At 72.9% G+C, this 21,539-nt stretch carries 22 protein-coding genes and 1 pseudogene; 12 read left to right on the plus strand and 11 right to left on the minus strand.

Translation table 11 applies throughout. From position 1 onward, the window contains the following. The first annotated feature begins 12 nt into the window (after positions 1-12). Complete coding sequence (locus VNF07_04790; GenBank protein ID HVB05551.1) at positions 13-489, plus strand: hypothetical protein; 477 nt, start codon at positions 13-15, stop codon at positions 487-489. A gap of 23 nt (positions 490-512) precedes the next feature. On the opposite strand, the gene VNF07_04795 is transcribed toward VNF07_04790, so the two are convergent. Genes VNF07_04795 through VNF07_04810 form a run of 4 tightly spaced genes read right to left on the minus strand, consistent with a single transcriptional unit; the run spans position 513 to position 3,920 of the window. Beyond that, entirely contained in the window at positions 513-1,178 is a 666-nt protein-coding gene (locus VNF07_04795; GenBank protein ID HVB05552.1) for an ArsR family transcriptional regulator, read from the minus strand. Further along, entirely contained in the window at positions 1,175-2,236 is a 1,062-nt protein-coding gene (locus tag VNF07_04800; protein HVB05553.1) for an S-adenosylmethionine:tRNA ribosyltransferase-isomerase, read from the minus strand. The genes VNF07_04795 and VNF07_04800 overlap by 4 nt, the downstream gene beginning before the upstream one ends. Beyond that, complete coding sequence (locus tag VNF07_04805) at positions 2,233-2,922, minus strand: SDR family oxidoreductase (protein ID HVB05554.1); 690 nt, start codon at positions 2,920-2,922, stop codon at positions 2,233-2,235. The genes VNF07_04800 and VNF07_04805 overlap by 4 nt, the downstream gene beginning before the upstream one ends. Before the next feature lie 29 nt (positions 2,923-2,951). Then, positions 2,952-3,920 carry an aldo/keto reductase gene (locus tag VNF07_04810; protein HVB05555.1) on the minus strand — a complete coding sequence of 323 codons (969 nt, stop codon included), beginning with the start codon at positions 3,918-3,920 and terminating at the stop codon, positions 2,952-2,954. A 191-nt stretch (positions 3,921-4,111) separates the two neighbouring features. Here VNF07_04810 and VNF07_04815 point away from each other — a divergent pair, with 191 nt between their 5' ends. The 5 genes and pseudogenes from VNF07_04815 (at position 4,112) to VNF07_04835 (ending at position 9,935) form a co-directional block, all read left to right on the plus strand. Beyond that, positions 4,112-4,462, plus strand: coding sequence for a PadR family transcriptional regulator (locus VNF07_04815; protein HVB05556.1), 351 nt, complete (start codon positions 4,112-4,114; stop codon positions 4,460-4,462). Between the two features lie 270 nt (positions 4,463-4,732). Then, positions 4,733-6,337 carry a GGDEF domain-containing protein gene (locus VNF07_04820; GenBank protein HVB05557.1) on the plus strand — a complete coding sequence of 535 codons (1,605 nt, stop codon included), beginning with the start codon at positions 4,733-4,735 and terminating at the stop codon, positions 6,335-6,337. A 94-nt stretch (positions 6,338-6,431) separates the two neighbouring features. Beyond that, complete coding sequence (locus tag VNF07_04825) at positions 6,432-7,973, plus strand: FAD-dependent oxidoreductase (protein ID HVB05558.1); 1,542 nt, start codon at positions 6,432-6,434, stop codon at positions 7,971-7,973. 694 nt (positions 7,974-8,667) lie between these two features. Next, a pseudogene (locus VNF07_04830) lies at positions 8,668-9,339 on the plus strand (alpha/beta fold hydrolase). A gap of 113 nt (positions 9,340-9,452) precedes the next feature. After that, positions 9,453-9,935: a VOC family protein gene (locus VNF07_04835; protein HVB05559.1), complete on the plus strand. Its 483-nt coding sequence runs from the start codon at positions 9,453-9,455 to the stop codon at positions 9,933-9,935. Positions 9,936-10,137: 202 nt separating this feature from the next. Here VNF07_04835 and VNF07_04840 read toward each other — a convergent pair whose 3' ends face one another. Beyond that, on the minus strand, positions 10,138-10,872 hold the full coding sequence (locus VNF07_04840; protein HVB05560.1) for a hypothetical protein: 735 nt from the start codon (positions 10,870-10,872) through the stop codon (positions 10,138-10,140). A gap of 8 nt (positions 10,873-10,880) precedes the next feature. Further along, positions 10,881-11,234, minus strand: coding sequence for a hypothetical protein (locus VNF07_04845; GenBank protein ID HVB05561.1), 354 nt, complete (start codon positions 11,232-11,234; stop codon positions 10,881-10,883). A gap of 156 nt (positions 11,235-11,390) precedes the next feature. Between VNF07_04845 and VNF07_04850 the strand changes: the two genes are divergently transcribed. Further along, positions 11,391-12,791 carry a chloride channel protein gene (locus tag VNF07_04850; GenBank protein HVB05562.1) on the plus strand — a complete coding sequence of 467 codons (1,401 nt, stop codon included), beginning with the start codon at positions 11,391-11,393 and terminating at the stop codon, positions 12,789-12,791. 105 nt (positions 12,792-12,896) lie between these two features. Beyond that, positions 12,897-14,348, plus strand: a complete 1,452-nt coding sequence (locus VNF07_04855) for an MFS transporter (GenBank protein HVB05563.1) — start codon at positions 12,897-12,899, stop codon at positions 14,346-14,348. Between the two features lie 75 nt (positions 14,349-14,423). Here VNF07_04855 and VNF07_04860 read toward each other — a convergent pair whose 3' ends face one another. Further along, complete coding sequence (locus VNF07_04860; GenBank protein HVB05564.1) at positions 14,424-14,636, minus strand: hypothetical protein; 213 nt, start codon at positions 14,634-14,636, stop codon at positions 14,424-14,426. A gap of 848 nt (positions 14,637-15,484) precedes the next feature. Here VNF07_04860 and VNF07_04865 point away from each other — a divergent pair. After that, positions 15,485-16,744 (plus strand): MFS transporter, encoded by a 1,260-nt coding sequence (locus VNF07_04865; protein HVB05565.1) that lies wholly within the window; start codon positions 15,485-15,487, stop codon positions 16,742-16,744. A gap of 379 nt (positions 16,745-17,123) precedes the next feature. Here the strand turns inward: VNF07_04865 and VNF07_04870 are convergent, their stop codons facing one another. Further along, positions 17,124-17,249, minus strand: coding sequence for a hypothetical protein (locus VNF07_04870; GenBank protein HVB05566.1), 126 nt, complete (start codon positions 17,247-17,249; stop codon positions 17,124-17,126). A gap of 192 nt (positions 17,250-17,441) precedes the next feature. Here VNF07_04870 and VNF07_04875 point away from each other — a divergent pair, with 192 nt between their 5' ends. Next, positions 17,442-18,071, plus strand: a complete 630-nt coding sequence (locus VNF07_04875) for a hemerythrin domain-containing protein (GenBank protein HVB05567.1) — start codon at positions 17,442-17,444, stop codon at positions 18,069-18,071. Positions 18,072-18,203: 132 nt separating this feature from the next. After that, positions 18,204-19,010 (plus strand): inositol monophosphatase, encoded by an 807-nt coding sequence (locus VNF07_04880; GenBank protein HVB05568.1) that lies wholly within the window; start codon positions 18,204-18,206, stop codon positions 19,008-19,010. Positions 19,011-19,051: 41 nt separating this feature from the next. Here the strand turns inward: VNF07_04880 and VNF07_04885 are convergent, their stop codons facing one another. Together VNF07_04885 and VNF07_04890 are read right to left on the minus strand one after the other, a co-directional pair. Then, a complete protein-coding gene (locus VNF07_04885) occupies positions 19,052-19,222 on the minus strand; it encodes a hypothetical protein (GenBank protein ID HVB05569.1) in 171 nt (56 codons plus the stop codon). Next, entirely contained in the window at positions 19,206-19,865 is a 660-nt protein-coding gene (locus VNF07_04890) for a cation transporter (protein ID HVB05570.1), read from the minus strand. The genes VNF07_04885 and VNF07_04890 overlap by 17 nt, the downstream gene beginning before the upstream one ends. Before the next feature lie 267 nt (positions 19,866-20,132). On the opposite strand from VNF07_04890, the gene VNF07_04895 reads away from it, so the two are divergent. Then, complete coding sequence (locus VNF07_04895) at positions 20,133-21,089, plus strand: methanogen output domain 1-containing protein (GenBank protein ID HVB05571.1); 957 nt, start codon at positions 20,133-20,135, stop codon at positions 21,087-21,089. A gap of 45 nt (positions 21,090-21,134) precedes the next feature. Here VNF07_04895 and VNF07_04900 read toward each other — a convergent pair whose 3' ends face one another. Beyond that, entirely contained in the window at positions 21,135-21,443 is a 309-nt protein-coding gene (locus VNF07_04900) for an encapsulin-associated ferritin-like protein (protein ID HVB05572.1), read from the minus strand. Positions 21,444-21,539 lie beyond the last annotated feature (96 nt).

Genomic DNA, 21,539 nt, shown 5'->3' on the forward strand with positions numbered 1-21,539 from the left:
GAGGGGGAACCGATGACCACCACCGAGACCGAGACCGCGATCACCACCGACCCCGAGGCGGCGACCTTCACCCTCGCGGGCACCCCGGTGCTCTCCGCCGGCCGCTACGACGAGGTGCTCGCCGCCGCAAACGGCTTCGGCGCGCGGGTGAAGGTCTACTTCGAAGGGGGCGAGAACGCGACCCACACCCATCTCGCGGAGGAGCACCTCTTCTTCGTCCTCGCCGGGCAGGCGACCTTCCACCTCGGCCGCGAGGGCGAGGAGGAGCGGGTCGTGGACGTCCACGAGGGGGTGCTCATTCCGCACGGCGCCTACTACCGCTTCCAGAGCTCGGGCGAGGAGAACCTCGTGATGCTGCGCGTCGGCGCCTCGAGCGGGGACGACCGCGGGCGCGTCGGCGCGGACGGCAAGCCCCTGCCGGGCCACAGCGCGGCGAACAACCACGTCGAGGGCGTCCCCTTCCCCGGCGCCTTCTTCAAGGCTCCCTGAAGCCCGCGTCGCTGGCCGGCGGGTCAGCCCGCGGCGACGCGCGGCGTGACCTCGTAGGCGCACTGCCGGGCCCCGGCGACGAGGTGGGCGACGCGCCGCACCTCCGCCTCGGGGAGGGCGGCCTGGATGAACTCGAGCTCGCTCACGCAGGCGTGCCCGTAGCGCTGGGCGACCGCCCAGATCGCACAGTTCCGCTCGACGATCAGGTAGCCCCCGGCGATCTCCTCCACGCCGGCGAGGTAGCCGTCGGCGTCGAGGATGCGCGCCAGCTCGGCGACGCGCGCGCCGAGGCCGTCGAGGGGCTCGAGGTGCGCCCGCGCGCCCGCGATCCGGTGCTCGCGGCGCCGCTCGAAGAGCGAGGCGAGGAGGGTGGGGTCGGCGTCGTCGAGGTAGCCGAGGAGCTCGTTGGTGAGCTCGCCGTAGGCCTTCGGGAAGAGGTGGTCGGCCTCGGGGGTGACGCTGTAGCGGAGCGTCCTGCGCCCCCGCCGCGGGCTCGGCGGATCCTCCTCGACCGCCTCCACGAGGCCTTCCTCGCTCAGCACGTTGAGGTGCTGGCGGACGCCGCTGTGCGTCATCTGCAGCTGCTCGGCGAGCTCTTCGACGCCCGCCTCGCCGCGGCGGCGGAGCGCGTAGAGGACGGCCCGGCGCCCCGGGGGGAGGGTCACGCGGCCAGCCGGGGAGAGGGTCACCGGGACGCCCCGTCGGGGAGCAGCAGGTGGCTGTCCCCGAACTCGTGCCAGCGGTAGCCGGCGGCGATCGCGTGACGGTAGGCGGCCCCGAGGGCGGGGCGGGAGAGCACCGACTCGAGCAGCAGCAGGTGCGTCGAGGCGGGCTCGTGCCAGCCGGTGAGGAGGCCGTCCAGGGAGGCGACGGGGTGCTCGGCGGTGACGAGCGCCTCCGAGAAGCCCTCGCCGGGGTGAACGACGGCGCGCTCGTCGGTGACGCTCGCGAGCGCCCGCACGACGGTCGTCCCGACCGCAAGCACCCGTGCGCCGCGCCGGCGGGCACTGTTCAACGCCGAGGCCGCGCTCGCGGAGACCCGGAAGTACTCGGGGTAGGGGCGCTCGGCGCCCTCGAGCGAGGAGACCCCGGTGTGCAGGAGGATCGGCACGACCCCGATGCCTCGGGCGACGAGGTCGGTGACAAGCTCGTGGCTGAAGGGCCGGCCGGCGCTCGGCATCTCGGCGCTGCCGGACTCGCGGCCGAAGATCGTCTGGTAGGCCGCGAGGGGGAAGGGGCCGGGGGCGTGGCGGTAGCTGATCGGGTGCCCGTGCGCGGCCGCGTAGCGCGCCCACTCCCCCGCGCCCGGGACCGCGGCCAGCCACAGCCGCCGCGAGTCGCCGAAGGGCGTGAGGAGCGAGACCGAGGCGCCGCCGGCGAGGGCGACGGTGAGCGGCGCGTCGAGGGTCAGCGGACGGGTGCTCGGGCCGTCGGGGAGGCGGGGCTCGACGAGGTGGAGGCCGCCCGGGAGGATGCCTGAGTGGTGGAGGACCAGCGCGCGACCGTCGGGGAGGTGCGCGGCGAAGGCGGCGTTCACCGTCGCCGAGGTGTTGACGACGACGACGTCGCCGGGGGCGAGGAACGCGCCAAGGTCGCCGAAGGAGGCGTCGAGCGGCTCGTCCTCGCCGCGGCTCACGAGCAGGCGGACGGCGTCGCGCCTGCGCCCCCGCAGCTCGGGCGGCTCGTGCGCCTCGTTCTCGGGGGGGAGTGTGAAGGAGAACGGCACCTCGACGAGGGCGGTGGTCATCGCGTCGCCTCCCTTTGCTCCTCGAGGAGCGTGCTCGCGAGATAGCGGCCGCTCGGTTGGCCACCTTCGATGAGCGCCAGCAACGCCGGGACCACCGACGCCGCCTCCGGCCGGTCCGAGATGTCCTCGCCGGGGAAGGCCGCGGCGTGCATCTCGGTGCGCATGTCCCCCGGGTCGACGACGAGCACCCGCAGCGCCGGTTCCTCGAGCGCGAGCACCGCGCTCGCGTGCTCGAGGGCCGCCTTCGAGGAGCCGTAGCCGCCCCAGCCGGCGTAGGGCTCCGCGCCGGCGTCAGAGGTGATGTTCAGCACCGTGGCGCCCTCGGCGAGGTCCCCCCGCAGCGCGGCGACGAGCGCGAGCGGGGCGACGGTGTTCACGTTGTAGATCTCGAGGAGGTGCCCGGCGCCGAGCTCCAAAAGTTCCCGCAGCGGGGTCGGGCCGAGGGTGCTCGCGTTGTTGACGACGAGCGAGACCCGGCCGAGGCGGCGCGCCGCAGCGACCAGTTCCTCACGATGGTGGGGGTTCGCGACATCGCCCGGCACCGCGAGCACCTCGCTCCCACCGCCGAGCGCCTTCGTCGCCGCCTCCAGCCGCTCGCCTCTCCGGGCGTCGATGACGAGCGCCCACCCCTCCTCGTGGAGGCGGCGGGCGAGCTCGAGGCCGAGCCCCTGAGAGGCACCCGTCACCACTGCGATGCGCACTGTCCGCCACGGGCTCAGTGACCGGCGATGCCGTGCGGCTCGTAGGGCTCCTCGAGCTGCGCGACCTCCTCCTCGGAGAGCGTGAGCCCGACCGCGCCGAGCGCCTCTTCGAGCTGGGAGAGCTTGGTGACGCCGATGATCGGCGCCGCCACGACCGGCTTGGAGAGGATCCACGCGAGTGCCACCTGGGCCCGGCTGACCTCGCGCTTGGCGGCGATCTCGGCGACCCGCTCGACGATCGTGCGGTCGTCCTCCGAGTACAGGCGCCTGCCGAAGTCGTCGGTCTCGCTGCGCGCCGTGGCGGCGTCCCAGTCACGGGTGAGGCGCCCCCGTGCGAGCGGGCTCCAGGGGATCGAGGCGACTCCCTCGGCGAGGCAGAGCGGGAGCATCTCGCGCTCCTCCTCGCGGTAGAGGAGGTTGTAGTGGTCCTGCATCGTGACGAAGCGAGCCAAGCCGTGCCGCTCGGAGGCGTGCAGCATCTTCGCGAACTGCCAGGCGTACATCGACGAGGCGCCGATGTAGCGCGCCTTCCCGGCCTTCACGACGGCGTCGAGGGCCTCGAGGGTCTCCTCGACGGGCGTCGTCGGGTCAAAGCGGTGGATCTGGTAGAGGTCGACGTAGTCGGTGCCGAGGCGACGGAGGCTGTGGTCGATCTCGGAGAGGATCGCCTTTCTCGAGAGGCCCGCGCCGTTCGGCCCCTCGTGCATGCGGCCGTGCACCTTGGTGGCGAGGACGACCTCATCGCGGTCGGCGAACTCGCGCAGCGCCCTGCCGACGATCTCCTCGCTGCTGCCTGCTGAATAGACGTTGGCGGTGTCGAAGAAGTTCACGCCACCCTCGATCGCGGCGCGGATGATCACGCGGGAGTCGGCCTCCGAGAGGCTCCACGGGTGGCCGCCCCGGTCGGGCTCGCCGAAGCTCATGCAACCGAGGCAGATCTTCGAGACGTCGAGCCCCGTCGCACCGAGCTTGCGGTATTCCATGTCGCCTCCTGGGTCGGCCCCCTCGCCACCCTAGGTCGCGCCCCGGCCTCAGTCGGCGGGCGGGCCCCGTCGCTCGGAGCGCGCTGCCGGACTATTTGACACAGTAAGATCTGTGGCAAAATACGGGAGGTCGGTGATGACGGACTCGCGCGCTCCTTGACTTTGTACGTGGAACGTAATTACGTTTACGTATGCCACGCAAGCAGCGCATCCGTGAGGCGGGCCTTCGTCGCGAGAACGACCCGCCGCTCCTCGTCCTCATGAGTCTCGCCGCAGGGCCGAAGCACGGACGGGCGCTGATGGAGGACATCGCCGAGTTCGGGGGCGTCCGCCTCGGCCCGGGCACCCTCTACGGCGCGATCACCCGCCTCGAGGCGGAGGCCCTGATCGAGGCGCTCCCCGTCGAGGGCAATCGCCGCCCCTACCGGCTCACCGAGCGCGGCGCCGAGTCGCTCGCCGCGATGGTGAACGACCTCCAACGCTTCGCCGAAGTCGGCCGCAGGCGCCTCATCGCCCTCCACCCGGCGGCCGGTCTCCACTGATGGCCCGCCCGGGGCGCTGGTACCCCAAGCGCTGGAGGGAACGCTGCGGCGACGAGCTCGAGGAGGAGGAGGGGCTGCTGCACCTGCGCGACCGCCTCGACGTCCGACGCGCCGCGCTGGCCGAGCGCCACCGCGCGAGCGGCCCCCGCCAGCGCCTCGGGGTGGCCGCGGCGCTCAACGGTCGGCCACTGAGGGGCCGTAATTCCCGGCGGGACCCCTCCGCGCGCCGTCCCGGCGGACGGCGGAGAGCACCGCGAACGAGGAGCGGGGATGGCAATATCGGTGACCACGGTGACCGACGACGATCGGCTCGCGAGCCTCACCCTCGCGTACCAGCTCATTCACGACCTCCAGGCCGGCGTGCCCGGCGCGAGCGAAGAGCTCGCGCTGCTCGCTGAGCGCGCCCGCCGCCGCGGCTGGGGCGAGGTCGCCCGCAGCTGCCTGTTCGGCGAGGCCGTGCGCGCCTGGATCGTCGGCGACGGCCGCAGTCCCGAGGCGGTCGGCAAGCTGATCGCCGCGAGCGAGGAGTCCGCCGACGAGGTGATGCTCGCGCTCGGCCTCGCGATGCGCTCGGACCAGGGCTTCTCCGGCGACGACCTCACCACTTCGGCGTCGCGCGACGCCGACCTCGCGCACGCGATCGTGCTGCTCGAGCAGTCGAGCGGCCACCCCCTCGAACGGATCAGCGCGCACACCGCCTGCGCGATCGCGCTCGGCAACCGCTGGCTGTTCGAGCTCTCCCACGAGCAGTACGAGAAGGCGCTCGCCGTCGGCGCCGCCGAGCCGCCCGGCAGCCTCGACTTCCTCCTCGCGCCGATCCTGTTCAACCTCGCCGAGGAGGAGGTCTCGTGGTCGGGCGTCCTCCGCCAGCTCGACGACGCCCCCGGGGTGGCCGAGCGCTTCAAGGGCTGGGAGACGACCCTCGCCACGGCCGGCACCTACCCGATGGCCGACAGCTGGCGCCTCGAGCTCGACGCCCTCGGCCTGCTGCTCGGCGCGATCGCCGGCCACGACACCGCGGAGGAGGCCCGCGACGTGCTCGCCCGCGTCGGCACCCCGGACGAGGGCGAGCCGCGCGCCGTCGGCCTCTGCCGTCTCGCCATCGCCCTCAGCGACGCCGACGCCGGCCGCCCCGGCGCCGCGGGGGCGGCCGAGGCCGCCGTCAGCTGCCTCTCGCCGGAGATCCACCCCTTCCCCTACGACCTCGCCCTCTTCCTCGCGGCGACGATCGAGGCCCGCGGCGGCTCGGGGGCGGGACTGCGCTACGCGAGGCGGGCGGTCGAGGAGCAGTGGGCGCGCCGCCAGGCCTCCCTCGCGTCAATGCGCGCGCACATCGAAGCCGAACGCCACGCGAGCGAGCGAGAGCTCCTCACCCGCCACGCCCGCCTCGACGACCTCACCGGCATCGGCAATCGCCGTGCACTCGAGGAGTACGTCGGCCGCCTCGCGGAGCGCTCGAGCGCGACCGCTGCGCTCATCCTCTTCGACGTCGACGCCTTCAAGGCGATCAACGACAACTTCGGCCACCTCGCCGGCGACGCCGTGCTGGTGCGCATCGGCCGCGTCCTCGAGCGGGGCGTCCGACCGCTCGACCTCGCCGTCCGTCTCGGCGGCGACGAGTTCGTGGTCGTGCTCGCCGAGACCGACCTCCCGGCGGCGGCCACCCGCGCCGAGGCGCTGCTCGCGACGCTCGACGCGCAGCCGATGGCCGACCTCGGCGAGGGGCTCGTGCTGCGGGTGAGCGCGGGGGTCGCCGCCGGCCCGCCGGCGCGAATGATCGAGGTGCGCGCCGCCGCCGACGCCGCCCTCTACTGCGCGAAGGGCGCGGGCGGCCACCGCGTCGCGATCGGCGAGGGGCCGACCGGCCGACCCTGAGCGACGCGGTTGGCGGCTCGGTCACCGCCCGCGCATCGGTAGATTTCCGCTCCGGCGTGGCGCCCGTCGGGTGCCGCTCGGGCGGGGGGAAGCGATGACGATCGTCGACGGCCGATGGGTGCCCGAGCGCGACACCGGGGATGACCGGCATTACCCGAACCACCTCCACCTGGACGAGCTCGTGGACGAGGAGTTCGACCTCATCGTCGTCGGAGGTGGCGGCTCGGGCGCGGTCGCCGCTATCGAGGCTCACGACCTCGGCGCCTCCGTCGTCGTCCTCGAGAAGACCGAGTCCCCCGGCGGCAGCACGCAGGCCTCCGGAGGGACGATCCGCACCGTCACCGACCGCGCCGGGACGGCGAGCCACTTCTTCGCGCTCGCGCAGGGCGCGACCCCGCGCCCGGTGATCGACGCCTTCGTCGAGGGCCTCGCGGAGCTCCCCGACTGGCTCGCCGCGCACGGTGGCGAGCTCGAGATCCGCGACGAGGCCGAGCGCGCGCACGGCGACCCCCGCTACTTCCCGATCAGCCGCGGCGGCTCGTCGTTCCCGAACTTCCCCGACTCGGCCGCGCTCGCGCCGCGCGCGCTCCTCCGCCCGGTCGAGGCCGGGCGCAAGACGGGCCCGGCCCTGTGGGACCTGCTCGCCCACAACCTCGCCGAGCGCGAGGTCCCGCTCGTCCTCGGCGCGCGCGTCGTCCACCTGGTGCGCGACGGGGCGCGCGGCAGGGTGCACGGCGTCGAGGTCGCGGCCCCCGGCGGCAACGTCGTGCTGCGCGCCCGCAGGGGTGTCGTCCTCTGCAGCGGCGGCTTCGCCTACGACGACGAGACGATGACCCAGTACTACGGCCTCCCCCTCCCGACGGTGTGCCCGGTGGGGCGGGCGACCGGCGACGGCATCCGCCTCGCCCAGGAGGCCGGTGCCGACCTCTGGCACATGAACGCCGTCGCCGCCTCGGTCGGCTACCGCCTCCCGGACCTCGAGGCCGGCATCCAGGCCAAGATGCCGGCGCACGGCTTCGTGATGGTCGACCAGCACGCCCGCCGCTACGTGAACGAGACGGCGCTCGAGAACCACAGCGCGGTGCACGCCATGCTCGTCCAGGACACGACGACCGGCGAGTACCTGCGGGTGCCCTCGTACGTGATCCTCGACGAGACGACCCGCCTCGCCGGAAGGCTCGCCCATCTCCCGCACGGGGAGAACCGCCACTACCCCTGGAGCGCCGACAACTTGGCCGAGATCGGTCGCGGCTGGATCTCGCGCGCCGACGACCTCGACGGCCTCGCCGGCGCGCTCGGCCTCCCCGCCGAGCGCCTCGGCGCCGTCGTCGGGCGCTTCAACGCCGTCGCACGGGGCAAGGGAGTTGACGAGTTCGAGCGACCGGCCGACGAGATGGCCCCGATCGCGACACCGCCGTTCTACGGAGCCGCGGTCTACCCGATCATCGTGAACACCCAGGGCGGTCCGCGCCGCGACGCCGACGGGCGCATCGTCTCCGCCGACGGCAGCCCGGTGCCCGGCCTCTTCGGGGCGGGCGAGCTCGGCTCGATCTGGAACCGCCTCTACCCGGGGGCGGGCAACATCTGCGAGTGCATCATCTCCGGGCGCCTCGCCGCACGGGCTGCGCTCCGCTGACGGTCAGCCACGGGTCGACATCGGGTGACGCCTGGCGTGGCGAGGGCGAGCCGGGGCTCCGGATCGCCGACTAGGAGCGTGGGTCAGTAACCCGAAATCCCGCGTAACGATGCAGAATCTTGGGAAGGCATTCGTTTTACTAGGACCTGTGTTGGCTAGACAGCAGTTTGTGCATGAGTATGCAGCTGATCGCCATTACTGACCCACGCTCCTAGGACGGCTGCAAGGAGATCGCGAGGCTCCGAACGAAGAGGGAGGCGACGTACGTCGGCCAGATCCTTGCGCCGTGGCACAGGAACTCGACGACGGCGCCCTCGGCTGCGTCGAAAGTCCGCGTCCGACTCGAGTAGCGCCCTTTTCGCAGCCGCAGGCTGTGGCCCCCCGGTTCCACGGCGCTCTCGAAGGTGTCGTGATGGTGAGCGAGCCGATGCTCGTTCCGTCGAGCTCGACCTCGAACCGGCCGCGGCGGAGCTCGATCGCGTGGCCGGCGTCGCGCGCCACCCTGAGCGTCGCTGATGCCATCGTTCGCCCCGATCGGTGCGGGCAGAGTGCCGCACGCGCAAAGGTGAGGGCGCCGAGGTCGCGCCGTCGTGACGCCCTCCGAGTAATCGCGCGGCTGGCCATACTGGGGCGATGTACGCGGCCGTGAACGGCCTGCAGCTGTACTACGAGACGCTCGGCACCGGCCGCCCCGCTCGTGCTGCTGCACGGCGGGCTGATGACCATCGCCCTCAATTTCGGCCCGCTGCTCGGACCGCTCGCGGCGGGCCGGCAGGTGATCGCGGTCGAGCTGCAGGGCCACGGGCACACCGCCGACAGCGGGCGCGCGATGACGATCGACGCGCTGGCCGGCGACGTCCTCGGGCTGCTCGACCATCTCGGGGTCGCCGAGACCGACCTCTTCGGCTTCAGCCTCGGAGGGCTCGTCGCCTACGCGCTCGCCCTCGCGGCACCCAGCCGGGTCGGCAAGCTGATCGTCGCCTCCGCGGACGCGCACCGCCCTCCCGGCCGGGAGAGCGCGCCGCTCGACGCCGATCGCCTGCCGACGGCGGGGGACTTCCAGGCGATGCGCGACGCCTATCAGGCGGTCGCACCCGATCCCGCACACTTCGAGGAGCTCGTGGCCAGGACCAGGCCGATGGTGCAGGAGCTTCCGGGGTGGGGTGACGAGCTGGGATCACTGCGCATGCCCGTGCTCCTGCTCTTCGGCGACCGCGACTTCTCGCCGCTCGCCGACGTGGCGGAGCTGTTCGCGCTGCTGCCGACCGCACAGCTCGCGGTGCTCCCTGGGACCACCCACGTCGGCCTCACGCGCCGGGTCGAAGAGGTGCTCGCGCTGACCACGACGTTCCTCGACGCCCCCTGACGGAGCCGGGCGTCCCCGGCCGTCCCGTCGCGTACCCTCGGCGCTTCTCCGACCACGCGGCGGCGCTCGCGTCCCTAGACTGCACAGCACTCGACACGGAGGAGGTGGGCCTCGTGGACGGACTCGGCGGGCTCAGTCATTTCGGATTCCCCTCGGCGGACCTCGATCGGACGATCGCCTTCTACACCGAGGTGCTCGGCGCCAAGGTGCAGTGGCAGACCGAACGTCAGACCAAGATCTACGTCGGCGACATCGGCCTCGCGATCCCGCTCGGGGCGCCGCAGCCCCAGTACGACCTGCACTTCGCCTTCAAGGCCGATGCCGACAAGGTGGACGAGGTCTTCGCGCACATCGAGGGCTGCGGCGTCGAGGTCGACGGACCGCACGGCCATGCCGCCGAGCCGCTCAACATCTCGTGGTTCTTCCGGGACCCCGACGGCTACCGCCTCGAGATCGAGGCGCACTTCGCGAGCGTGGAGGCCGTGATCGCCCTGCTGGAGCGCGACTACGACAAGCGCAAGCCCGAGATGGGCCTCTACAAGGGCCCCGACGCGCTGCCCGAGCTCCGCGAGCAGCTCGCGCCCGTCGCCGGCTGAGCTCGCCGCCCAGAGGCGGCGCGGCTGGCGGCCGGTGAGCAGGTCGGACGGCTCCGGGTTGGGTGAACCTCTACCTGAGGTTGACCCTTTGCGACCTCGAACGGGCGTCACCACGTCCAGCGTCGGACGAGAGCAGCCGCCACCTCCTAGTCGCTGAGATGACCATCCACGCGCGCCGCGCCCTCCCGTTTGGGTGCCGTCCTCACGGCCCCCTTCGTGACGAGCGACGCCGTGCCAGGTCTGCCCGTCCGCGGCGGCCGGCCGAGGTCGAGGCGCGTCCTCGGGGGAGGCTCGGGCGTGAGCGGGAGCGGGAGCGTGCCCTCTCCGGTGGCCTCGGGCGGGCGCCCGGCAGCACGACCTGCAGGAGCAGCAGCACGAACACGGCGCCCTCGACGAAGGTCGCGAGCGCCAAAGCGCCGCAGAGGCCGTCGAGCCCGCCCAGCCAGCCGCCGAGGAATGCCGCCGTCGCCTCGAACGCGGTCGCCAGGCCGCCGATCTTCGGAGCCTCTCCGAGCCGGTTCTGTGCGCGCCGCGCCGCCATCAGGCGGTCCTTGATGATGTAGGGGATGCCAGCCAGCCGTTCCACGAAGTCCGCGTCGACCTCCGCTTCCTCGGCGGGTCGCTCCATGAATTCTCGAGGGCGCCACTCGTCCACAACTCGGGACCGTCGGGCGACTGCGGGCAGCCGGACGCCTGGGCGACTCACGAGCAGCAACGGCACGGGGCAGTGGCCGGCTGCGTCGGCGACGTCGACGGAGTCGAGCGCGGCGAGCAGGCCGGAGCCAAAGAGCGCCCCACCGAAGGCCACGTCCCCCGAGCCGCTCGGGTCGGCGATCCCGATCATCGTGAGCTGACGGACGTAGCGCCGCCCCGAGACGACCGGACTCAGGCAGGCAACGGCGGCGAGCCCCAGCCCGGCGGCCTGCTCCAGCGCCAAGAGGGCGCCTACCTGGACGCCGACGACCGCGACCCTGCCACGCCGAGGTCCCGCAGGGCCGCCACCCCCGCCTGCACCGCGTCACGCCACGGCGCGAGGTCGACAATTTCCTCGGCGTGCCCCGCGCTGTCGCCGGCGCCCGGGTAGTCGATCCGAAGCGCCGGGCAACCGCGGCGCGCGAGCGCCTCGGCGATCGATCGCACCGCCCGGTGGCTTGAGCAGTACTCGTAGCCAACGGAAGGCAGGAGCAGCACTCCGAGACCGAGCGCGCTCCCGAGCGGTGGACTCAGCCAGCCGGCGAGCGGAGGAGACCGGTCCTCGGCACGGTCGTCGAGCGGCAGCCACATCGCCTCCGCGACCATCTGCCGGAGGTTACGGCGCGACCTGGCCGGTCAACGCGCGGCGCGCGGCCGGCGGCGCGGCCCGCGCCCGCGACAGCGAGCCCCTCGGTGATGGTCATCACCGAGCCCCTCGGTGATGGTCATCACATCGGGCGCCGTCGTCGGGGAGGATGGGGGATGCGCCGGCGCGAGGTGGTGAACGAGCGGCAGCGCGTGCCGACGCCGCTCATCCCCCGACGCCTTCCCTCCGGGCGCGGGGCGATGGAGCAGCCGAACGCCACCGGCGACGGCGAAGCCGCGCTCACCCCGGTGTTCTGGCTGGCCGTCGCCCTCACCGGCGTCGCCGCGGGCCTCGTCGCCGCCGGGCTGATGTGGCTCTTGTTCACGACCCAGCACCTCGCCTTCCACTACCACTCCGGCGATCTGCAAAGCGCCGCCCAGCGCGCCTCCGGGCAGCGGCGGATGGCCTCGCTGCTGCTCGCCGGCGCCTTCGGCGGCGTCGCCTGGTACCTGCTGCGACGGCACACCCCCGGCGAGCGCTCCGAGATCGACGACGCGCTGTGGAGCGGGGACGCGACCTTGTCGGCGCGGCGCAGCGTCGGGACCTCGGTGATCTCCGAGATCGTGATCGGCATGGGCGCCTCGATCGGGCGCGAGGCGGCGCCGAAGCTGCTGGGCGGCTACGCGGGGAGCGCGCTCGCGCACCTCGTGCACCTCAGTCCCGCACAACGACGGCTGCTCGTCGCCTGCGGCGCGGGGGCGGGCTTCGCCGCGGTCTACAACGTCCCCGTCGGCGGGGCGCTGTTCACCGCCGAGGTGCTGCTCGGGAGCATGGCGCTGCCGGCGGTGCTCCCCGCCCTCGCCTGCTCGGCAATCGCCACCGCCGTCGCCTGGCTCTACCTCCCCAATCAGGCGACCTACGTCGGGATCCCCAATTTCCACCTCTCCGCGACCCTGATGGTCTGGTCGCTCGTGGCGGCGCCCGTCATCGGGCTCTTCGCCGCGGCCTTCATCCGCCTCATCGGCTGGGTCTCGCACCACAGCGCGAAGGGGCGGTGGGTGCTCGTCGCCCCACTCGTCGCCTTCGGCCTGCTCGGGCTGATCGGCCTCCGCTACCCGCAGCTCTTCGGGAACGGCAAGGACATGGCGCACTCGGTCTTCCTCGGCCAGGGCACCCTCACCCTGTTGCTGGCACTCTTCGCGCTGAAGCCGCTCGTCACCGCGCTCTGTCTCGGGAGCGGCGCCTCGGGGGGCCTGTTCACCCCGGCGCTGTCGACCGGCGCGCTGCTCGCCGGCTTCCTCGGCCTCGCCTGGAGCCACCTCTGGCCGGGGGCGCCGCTCGGCGCCTTCGCGATGATCGGCGCGGCGGCGATGATCGGCGCCGCGATGCAGGCGCCCCTCGCCGGCCTGGTCCTCATCGCCGAGCTCACCCACTCTGGCTTCCCGCTCGTCGTGCCGATGGTCGCCTGCACGGTGATCGCCACCGCCGTCACCCGCCACGTCGACGGCTACTCGATCTACAGCGCGCGCCTCCCGGCGCGCCGCCCCGAGGAGCCGTTGCGGGAGGCGACGAACTGAGCGGGGCGCCGCCTCGCGGATTGGCGGCGGCCGTCCCGAGCGGCTTGTGTGTAGCCCGGAGATGCGGCCAGGCGAGCGGGCGAGCGACGCGACGGGGGGCCGGTCGTGAGCACCGTCGAGCTTGTCGACCGCGCCAGGCGTCGTCAGGAGGCGCTGCTCCTCACGATCTGCTGCAGCGCGCTGTTCATGACGACCCTCGACGGGACGATCCTGAACGTCGCCCTCCCGTCGATCCAGCGTCACCTCGGTGCCTCCACCTCCGGTCTGCAGTGGACGGTCGTCGGCTACACGCTCACCCGCGCGAGCTCGCTGTTCGTCTGCGGCTCCCTCGCCGACCGCTTCGGCCGGCGGCGCGCCTTCACCGCGGGCCTCGTGATCTTCACCCTCGGCTCGCTCGCCTGCGGCCTCGCGCCCGACCTCGGGGCGCTCATCGTCTTTCGCTGCCTGCAGGGGATCGGCTCGGCGGTGCTCACCCCCTCGAGCCTGGCGATCATCACCAACACCTTCACCGACGCCAAGCGCCGCTCCTGGGCGGTCGGGATGTGGAACACCGCGACCGGCGTCTCGACCACCGCCGGCCCGGTGATCGGCGGCCTGCTCGTGCAGGCCTTCGGCTGGCGGAGCGTCTTCCTCGTCAACCTGCCGATCGGCGCCGCGGCGGTCGCCTGGCGGAAGATCCTCCCCGAGTCGCGCGCCGAGGAGCCTCGGCCCTTCGACATCCCCGGCCAGTCCGCCCTCGCCGTCGCCCTCTCGACGCTCACCTACGCCCTCATCAGCGGGCCGGACGACGGGTGGAGCTCGCCGCTCGTGGTCATCCTGCTCGTCGTCTCGCTCGCTTCCTGCCTCGCCTTCGTGCGCGCCGAGAGCCGCAGCCCGCACCCCCTCATCGACTTGCACTACCTGGCGCGCCCGGCGCTCTCGGGCGCGGCGCTGCTCGCGATCTGCGCCTTCGTGGTGATCGCCGGCTTCCAGTTCCTCAACACCTTGTACCTGCAGGAGGTGCGGGGCTACTCGCCCCTGCAGGCGGGGCTCCTGTTCGTGCCGATCTCCGCGGCGGTGCTCGTCTTCTCCCCGATCGCCGGGCGGATGAACGGCAGGCGCGGCCCCCGCCTCCCGGCGACGCTCGCGATGGCGGCGATGCTCGCGGCGATGGTGCTCCTCACCGTCGGCATCAGCCTCACCACCTCGCTCGTCCTCCTCGTCGGCGTCTTCCTGCTGGTCGGGACGGGGAGCGGCCTCGTGAACACCTCGATCACCGCGGCCGCGATCTCCTCGATGCCGAAGGACCGTGCTGCGGTCGCCGGCGCGGTCGGCACGATGGGACGCCAGGTCGGGAGCAACCTCGGCGTCGCGCTCATCGGCTCGATCGCCTTCTCGATCGCCGGCACGGGGCACAGCGCGCACGCGCTCGCGAGCGTGGCGGCCGACCTGTCGTTCGTGCACGGCCTTCGCGTCGGCAACCTCATCACCGCGGTGATCGCGGCGCTCGGGATCGCCGTCGCGCTCTGGGCCTTCCGCTCCAACCCCCTCCCCCCCGAAGGGGAGGAGGCGCACTGAGCGCTCGCGGGACGGCCCGCCCCGGAGATCCGACGGAGGCCTCCCGGCCTCGGGCGCGGCCTCTCGGCCCTGCCGTCAGGCGCGCCCCTGGCGGAAGCGGCGGAGCGCGATGACGCTCCACAGCGCCTCGACCACCCCGAAGGGCCAGGTCCCGGCGAGGAAGCCGTAGCCGCTCGAGAGCGCGCAGCCGAGCGCGAAGAGGGCCACGAACAGCCGCCCCCGCGACTCGAGGGCATACATCACCATCATGAAGGTCACCGCGCAGACGCCGTAGAGGGTGACCGCCATGGCGCGAAGACTACGACCCCCGCTCGCTCACTCGAGGGCGCCTGTCCCCTCGCCGGTGGCGGCCCCGCCCTCGCCCGCGGCAGCACCGCCCTCGCCCGCGGCCCCGTCCCGAAGGCCTCCGGCGAGAGCCACCTACGGGAAGGTCGAGTTCAACGGCGGGGTCCTCAACGTGGTGGCCAAGGTGCCGACGGCCGCAGGGATGTGGCCGAGCATCTTCCTCCTCCCCGGGCGCAGCTCGGGAGCAGCCGACGACAACTACGAGATCGACCTCTTCGAGGGTGGCTACACGGCGGCGGGCGGGGCGAACGTCGACGCCTGGAGGCTGCACACGCCGCACGGGTCGGCCGGCGGCACGACCGCGCTCGGCGGCAACTTCGGTTCCGGCTACCACGACTTCGGTGTCAGCTGGGTCCCCGGCAAGCAGACCACCTGTATCTGGACGACAACCTCATCGGCACCCTCACGAGCGCCCAGCAGTCAATCCCCGCCGAGCCGATGTAGCTGCTCATCGACCTGCAGGTGGCCTCGAGCCTCGCCTCCTCCTTCCACACGGTGAACGCCTCCACGCCCGCCACCGACGAGCTGCAGGTGGCCTCGGTGACGATCTACGCGCCCGGCAAGCGGTGAGGATGCCGCCCTCCTCCCAGGCGGCGCTGCCGGCGGTAGAGAACGTGCGGGAGGCGGTGGCCGTTCGCGACGCAAGCGACGGACCGCGCCCTCCCGTCGGTCGCGCACCATCGCTCCCGCACCGAACACGACGCGCGCTGGTGGGCACGGCGGGCGCTGCATCGCTGATTCACTTCGATGGGTGAAGAAGTTGTAGGGTCGACCGTCGCGGGAGGGGCCCCATGGCATCGCGGCTGTTCGTCGACATCACACCGCTGCGGCGCTTTCCGCAGTACCGGCGACTGTGGTTCGGCTACGCGCTCCGCCAGTTCGGCGCCCAGCTGACGACGGTGACCGTCGTCTTCCAGATCTACCGCATCACCCATTCCAACCTCGCCGTCGGGCTGATCAGCGCCGCCCAGGTCGGCCCGGGGATCATCGCCCCCCTCTTCGGCGGTGCGATCGCTGACGCCGTCGACCGCCGCAAGCTGCTGATGGTCACCGCGATCCTCATCGGCCTCTCGACGACCTGCCTCGCCGTCAACTGCATCGGCAACCATCCGGCGCTTTGGGTCCTCTACGTGATGTCGGCCTTCACCTGGGGGATGAACGGCATCGACGGCCCCACCCGCCAGGCCGTGCAGATGACGCTCGTCGACCGGGACTCGATCGTCTCGGCGAATGCGCTGCGCCAGCTGCTCACCCAGACCTCGAGCGTCGCCGGCCCCGCCCTCGCGGGGGTGCTCATCTCGGTGTTCATCCGCAACCTCGACATCGTCTACTGGATCGACGTCGCGAGCGCCCTCTGGGCGCTACAGGTCCTGTTCCGCCTGCCCCCGATGCAGCCGGTCGGCGGCGGCCGGAAGTTCGGCTTCAGCTCGATCGGCGAGGGCTTCGCGTTCTTGAAGGGGCGCAGGGTCATCCAGGCCTGCTTCATCACCGACATCAACGCCACCCTGCTCGGCCTGCCGACGGCGCTCTTCCCCTACATGGCCTACCAGCACTTCCACGGCGGCGCGAAGACCTACGGCCTGCTGATGTCGGCGCCCGGCCTCGGTGCCTTCATCGGATCGCTGCTGAGCGGGTGGACGAGCCATGTTCGCTTCCAGGGACGGGCGGTGATGATCGCCGTGTGCATCTGGGGCTTCGCCATCGTCGGCTTCGGCCTCGCGCCGTGGTTGATCGTCGGCATCGGCTGCCTGGCGATCGCCGGCGCCGCCGACGTCGGCTCGGCGACGCTGCGCAACTCGATCATCCAGACCGAGACGCCCGACGCACTGCGCGGCCGCCTCTCCTCGCTGCAGAGCGCGTCGGTGCAGACCGGCAAGCTCGGCAACGCCGAGGCGGGCCTCGTCGCCGCGCTCACGAACGCGAAGTTCTCGATCGTCTCCGGCGGCCTCGGCTGCGTGGTCGGGGTGCTGCTGATCGCGAAGTTCGTGCCGAATTTCGCCCGCTACCAGCTCTCCGAGACCCGAGACGCACAGGAGGCCGCCCGCGCGTAGCCGTCACGGCGACACGGGACGCGGCGGGTAGCCGCCCGGTACGGAGGGGCTCGTCACCCGATCGAGCGCCGCCTCCGAGCCGTCCGGTGGCGAGGGGGAAGGCGCCGCTGGGGGTCTTCGCCCCGCTGTTGTAGGTGACCACCATCTTCGAGAAGACCCTGCCATGGCGCGAGTTGACGACCTTGGAGAGGACCACCGTGGCGCGTACGCGCACGAACTTCCCGGCCGCGCAGTACGGGTCGCAGGTGTTGTAGACGTAGGTCGCGCTCGCCGTCGCCTTGGCCGCGGCCCACTCGCTCCAGCGCGCCGCCTGCAGTGCGGTGTTCGCGTCCGCGCAAGAGATCGTGTAGTTCGCTGGCTCCACCACGGCCCGCATCGCTCAGGTGACGACCTTCGGGCTCGTCGGCTCGACCGCCGCGAGCGCCGCGCCCCCGCCAGCGAGCAGCGAAGCAACGACGAGGGCCCCTCCCGCGTACAGGCCCCCCAGATGTCCGCGACCGAGCACGTGCTGCCTCCCGCTCTGCGCCGGCCCGCGCCGGTGCGGCGTCCGAGGCCATCGATGGCGCGACTGGGACGTTGTGAGAGGAGGGTCCGCAATGGGTATCTCTCGCGCGCCAGCCGCGATCGGCCGCTGTGCTTTGCCGGGAGGTGTCCCACGTTCGACGAGGCGGAGACCAACAGGAATGCGGCGCGCGCGGTGCTCGCGCCGCTCGAGCACGAGCAGGAGCGGCTGCTCGCGATCCTCGATCTCATCGAGGAGAGCCGGCGCCCCGCCGAGCGCGCCGATCTCGCCGTCGAGCTCGTCGGCACGTGCGCGCGCTGCGAGGACGTGAAGGCGCGCGCCGTCTACCCCGCGATCGAGGAGCTGGCGGGGGAGCACCACGAGATCGAGCGCGCCCGCGCCGACCAGGAGGTGGTGCGCGAGGGTCTCGGCGAGATCCGTCGACGCACCCGCCACGTGAAGCCGGGCAACGTCTACGCCGACGACCCCGAGGGCTTCGAAGCGGCCCTCGAGGCTCTCCTCGAGGCGATCCGCCAGCACCTCGAGCAGGAGGAAGCGGAACTCCTCCCCCAGCTGGCGCGCCTCGACGTCGGGCGCGCCGCGACGGTGCGCGACGAGGTCGAGCGCTCCGTCGAGCACGCGCTCTCCCACCCCTCGGCCCACCGCAACCCCCTCGCCCGCTCGGTGCTCGTGCTCGGCGAGAAGCTGGACCGGGTCGTGAAGGACCAGTCGACGCCGTGGCGCCCCGGCGTCGAACACCTGGAGGAGCGCCTCTCCCGCCACCGTGAGGTCGGGAAGGGAGAGATCGAGGAGGGCCCCCGCTAACCGCGGCTCCGGACCAAGGCGCGACTGTCGGCACGCCGACCCCGAAGCACCGCCGACAGCGTCGCGGGGGCCGGCCGGCCGTTTTCCGTGCTTCCGGCCAAGTCCGGGTCGGCCCCCTGCGAGACTCGCCCGATGGCCATCGGCGCGCCCTTCCTCGACGCCGTCGCCGCGGCGATCCGGGAGGTGAGTGCAACGGCGATCGAGCCGCGCTTCTCCTTCCTCGCGCAAGACGACGTCCGCGCGAAGTCGCCCGGTGAGCTCGTGACGGTCGCCGATGAGGAGGCCGAGCAACTCCTCGAGGCGCGTCTCGCGGGGCTCGGACAGGGCGCGCCCGTCGTCGGCGAGGAGGCCTGCGCCGCGGACCCCTCGCGCCTTCAGCTGCTCGGGTCGCCGCGTGCCTGGCTCGTCGACCCGATCGACGGTACGGCGAACTTCGTCACCGGCTCGCCCGACTGGGGCGTGATGGTTGCGCTCCTCGAGGAGGGGGCGACGGTGGCGGCGTGGATCTGGCAACCGCTGCGGCAGGCGATGTTCATGGCGGCGCGGGGAGGGGGAGTCCTCCGTGACGGCCGGCCGATCCGCCGCGGGAGGCCGGCGGCGACGGCCGCTGGCTTGCGGGGCCGGGTCTCGTCGCGCTTCCTCCCGCCGGAGCAGGCGGCGGCGGTCGAGCGCAACCGGGGCCGCTTCGGCTCGGTGCTCTCCGGTCGCGGCTCCGCGGCGATCGAGTACCCCGCGCTCGTCGAGGGCGCGCAGGACTTCTGCGTCTACTGGCGCACCCTTGCTTGGGACCACGCCGCGGGCGCCCTCCTCGTCGAGGAGGCGGGCGGCGTCGTCGGGCGCTTCGACGGATCGCCCTACCGCCCGGCCGAGGAAGGCTCCGGGCTCATCGTCGCCGCCGACGAGACGAGCTGGCAACAGGCCCGGAGCCTCGTCGACTGATCCCCTCTGTCGTCGCGCGACCGTCGGGCGCGGCGACGGCGTCAGTGCGCGGGGGGGTCGCTCGCGGGGAAGGACTCGCGGCCCTGCTCGTCGATCCGCTCGTCGGGATCGTCCATCGCAGGGTTGTCGGGCTCGTCCTGGGGACGGTCGGGGGTCTCCGGCTGCTCCTCGGGGTTCCCGTCGCTCCGCCGCTCGTCAGGTGGTGTCGTCATGAGACTGCCCTACCCCGGCCCGGCCGCGGTCACGCCCCGGCGGCCCGAGGCGGACGCCGACGACGAGCGCGCCGAGCGCGACCGCGGTCCCCGCCGCCGGGTCGATCCACCACCATCCGAGCGCGGCGGTGAGGGCGACGCCGAGGACGGTCACGAGCGCGAGCAGGCTCCCCGTTGCCGAGAGAAGGCCGTCGGCGGCAAGCGCCGCGCTCGGGATGCGGGGCGCGAGCTGGCGCTTACGCCGCGCCAGCAGCGCGAGCGCCACAAAGGAGGCTGCGGCGACCCCGAGGCCGAGGGCGTCGGGGTGGGAGCCCGAGCGGCCGACGAGGCGGCGGATCCCCTCGGCGGTGCTCGCGAGGCCGACGGCCACGAGGCCGAAGCGCACCACCCGCAGCGCGAGATCCTCGTGGGCCACAGAAAGGATCTCGTGGCGGAGGGAGTGGCGGAAGTGCGCGACGAGCACCGCCGACCCGGCGGCGTCGAAGTAGCCGACGGCGCCGAACGCGACGAGGACGAGGCTGGCGCTGGTGACGCCGCTCGCGACCGCGAGGCTGCTCGTCACGAGCGACCAGCTGAACGAGACGCCGGAGAGGGCGAGTCCGGAGCGGAGCTCGGGCGACAGGTCGGCCTCGCGGTCGGGCATGCGTCTCCTTTACGCGCCGACCAGGCTTCCCGGCTCACCCCCGCCGCAGTGGCGGTGACGGAAAGCTACCCGCAGCCGCAGCGGTCCTGTTGGGGTTTTTGAGCGCCGCCCGCGGGGTAGGGGGTGTGCGCATGAGCATGCCCCCCGCCGATCCGGTCCCCGATCGGCCGGCTCCCCCGGAACCGGCCGATCCCGATCCGGTGCACGCGCGGGGCCGGCGGGTACGGGATTCGGTCACAGCGGGGCGACCGCGGAAGGGTGCAGGCAGTGGATTGGTTCCTCGACTCGACGCGTGCCGCGGACGTGACCGCCCTCCGCCACGAGATCGGCGCCTACCTCACTCGTCACGCCGCTGATCCCGCAGGGGTGGAGGAGGCCGAGCTGGTCGTCGCCGAGCTGCTCGGCAACGCGAACCGCCACGCCGCCGGCCCCTCCTGGGTGTCGCTCATCTGGAGCACCGCGCACCCGGTGCTCACCGTCTACGACCTCGGACCCGGCTTCGTCCTCGAGCCCCACCTCCCCCCGGAGCCGACCGACGCGGGAGGGCGGGGGCTGTTCATCGCCAGCCAGCTCACGGGCCAACTCTCCGCGGCCGCCCGGCGCGCCGGCGGGACCGAGATCTCGGCCGAGCTCCCCGTCGGCCGCGCCGAGAGCCCGAGCTACCACCCGTCGGTGAGCGCCCTCGGGTCGCTGCCCGGCCTCGACGAGGCGATCCCCGGAACGGGCTTCGGGAAGGAGGCCTTCCTTCGCGCCCTCGTCGTCCAGTTGGCCCAGGAGATCGAGCGCACGGCCGGCCCGGCGGCGGCGGAGGCGACGGTCGCCCAGGTGGGGACCGATGTCGGCGCGCAGATGGAGGAGGAGTTCCGCGCCGCCCGCGGCGTCGTCGGCAAGATGAGCGCCGGCGAGCTCGGCGAGTGCTTCGTCCGCCTAAAGCACGCGATCGACGGCGAGTTCTCGGTGCTCGAGGCCACGCCGCAGCGCATCGTGCTGATCAACACGGCGTGCCCCTTCGGAGAGGTGGTGCGAGGCGCGCCAGCGCTGTGCAGGATGACCTCCTCGGTCTTCGGCGGGATCGCGGCCCGCAACGCGGAACGCGAGGCCTCCGTCGTGCTCGAGGAGCGGATCGCGGTCGGCGACTCGGGTTGCCGGGTCGTCGTCTACCTCGACGTGCCGCCCGAGGACCCCGGCGTCGCCCACCACTACCCCCACCCCGCCGAGGGCTGAAGCAGCCAGGCAGTGGGGTGTCGCGCCGGCGCCCCGCGAGCGCGCTCAGTCCTCCTCGGAGGCCTCCTCGATCTCGAGGATCGGCTCGTCGGTGAACAGGTAGTGGCGGAGGTTCCTGTCGAGCGCCGGGTCGTGGCGGCGCAGCCACTCGAGGAGCATCGAGGCGTGCTCCTTCTCCTCGTCGCGGTTGTGGGCCAGGATCTCCGCGAGCGAGCTGTCCTTGGTGGCCGAGCAACGCTGGTCGTACCAGTCGACCGCCTCGAGCTCCTCCATCAGCGAGGTGATCGCGCGGTGGCGATCGATCACCTCCGCGCTCATCTCGTCGGCCGGCTCGTGCAGTCCCTCACTTGCCATCGCGTCCTCACTCACTCTCCGCGCCGATCTCGATCCTCGGCACACGCGTCGCCCGCCCCCGGTATCGGACGGCAGGCTCTCTATGCCCACATCGGG

The sequence above is a fragment of the Acidimicrobiales bacterium genome (assembly GCA_035533595.1).
Lineage (GTDB): Bacteria > Actinomycetota > Acidimicrobiia > Acidimicrobiales > Bog-793 > DATLTN01.

Coding starts and splice junctions, on each gene's coding strand:
- VNF07_04890 (HVB05570.1), bottom strand. CDS start 19,865: ATGCCCGACCGCGAGGCCGACCTGTCGCCCGAGCTCCGCTCCGGACTC.
- VNF07_04800 (HVB05553.1), bottom strand. CDS start 2,236: ATGACCACCGCCCTCGTCGAGGTGCCGTTCTCCTTCACACTCCCCCCC.
- VNF07_04885 (HVB05569.1), bottom strand. CDS start 19,222: ATGACGACACCACCTGACGAGCGGCGGAGCGACGGGAACCCCGAGGAG.
- VNF07_04825 (HVB05558.1), top strand. CDS start 6,432: ATGACGATCGTCGACGGCCGATGGGTGCCCGAGCGCGACACCGGGGAT.
- VNF07_04865 (HVB05565.1), top strand. CDS start 15,485: ATGGCATCGCGGCTGTTCGTCGACATCACACCGCTGCGGCGCTTTCCG.
- VNF07_04860 (HVB05564.1), bottom strand. CDS start 14,636: ATGGCGGTCACCCTCTACGGCGTCTGCGCGGTGACCTTCATGATGGTG.
- VNF07_04790 (HVB05551.1), top strand. CDS start 13: ATGACCACCACCGAGACCGAGACCGCGATCACCACCGACCCCGAGGCG.
- VNF07_04900 (HVB05572.1), bottom strand. CDS start 21,443: ATGGCAAGTGAGGGACTGCACGAGCCGGCCGACGAGATGAGCGCGGAG.
- VNF07_04880 (HVB05568.1), top strand. CDS start 18,204: ATGGCCATCGGCGCGCCCTTCCTCGACGCCGTCGCCGCGGCGATCCGG.
- VNF07_04815 (HVB05556.1), top strand. CDS start 4,112: ATGCCACGCAAGCAGCGCATCCGTGAGGCGGGCCTTCGTCGCGAGAAC.
- VNF07_04820 (HVB05557.1), top strand. CDS start 4,733: ATGGCAATATCGGTGACCACGGTGACCGACGACGATCGGCTCGCGAGC.
- VNF07_04850 (HVB05562.1), top strand. CDS start 11,391: ATGCGCCGGCGCGAGGTGGTGAACGAGCGGCAGCGCGTGCCGACGCCG.
- VNF07_04810 (HVB05555.1), bottom strand. CDS start 3,920: ATGGAATACCGCAAGCTCGGTGCGACGGGGCTCGACGTCTCGAAGATC.
- VNF07_04845 (HVB05561.1), bottom strand. CDS start 11,234: ATGGTCGCGGAGGCGATGTGGCTGCCGCTCGACGACCGTGCCGAGGAC.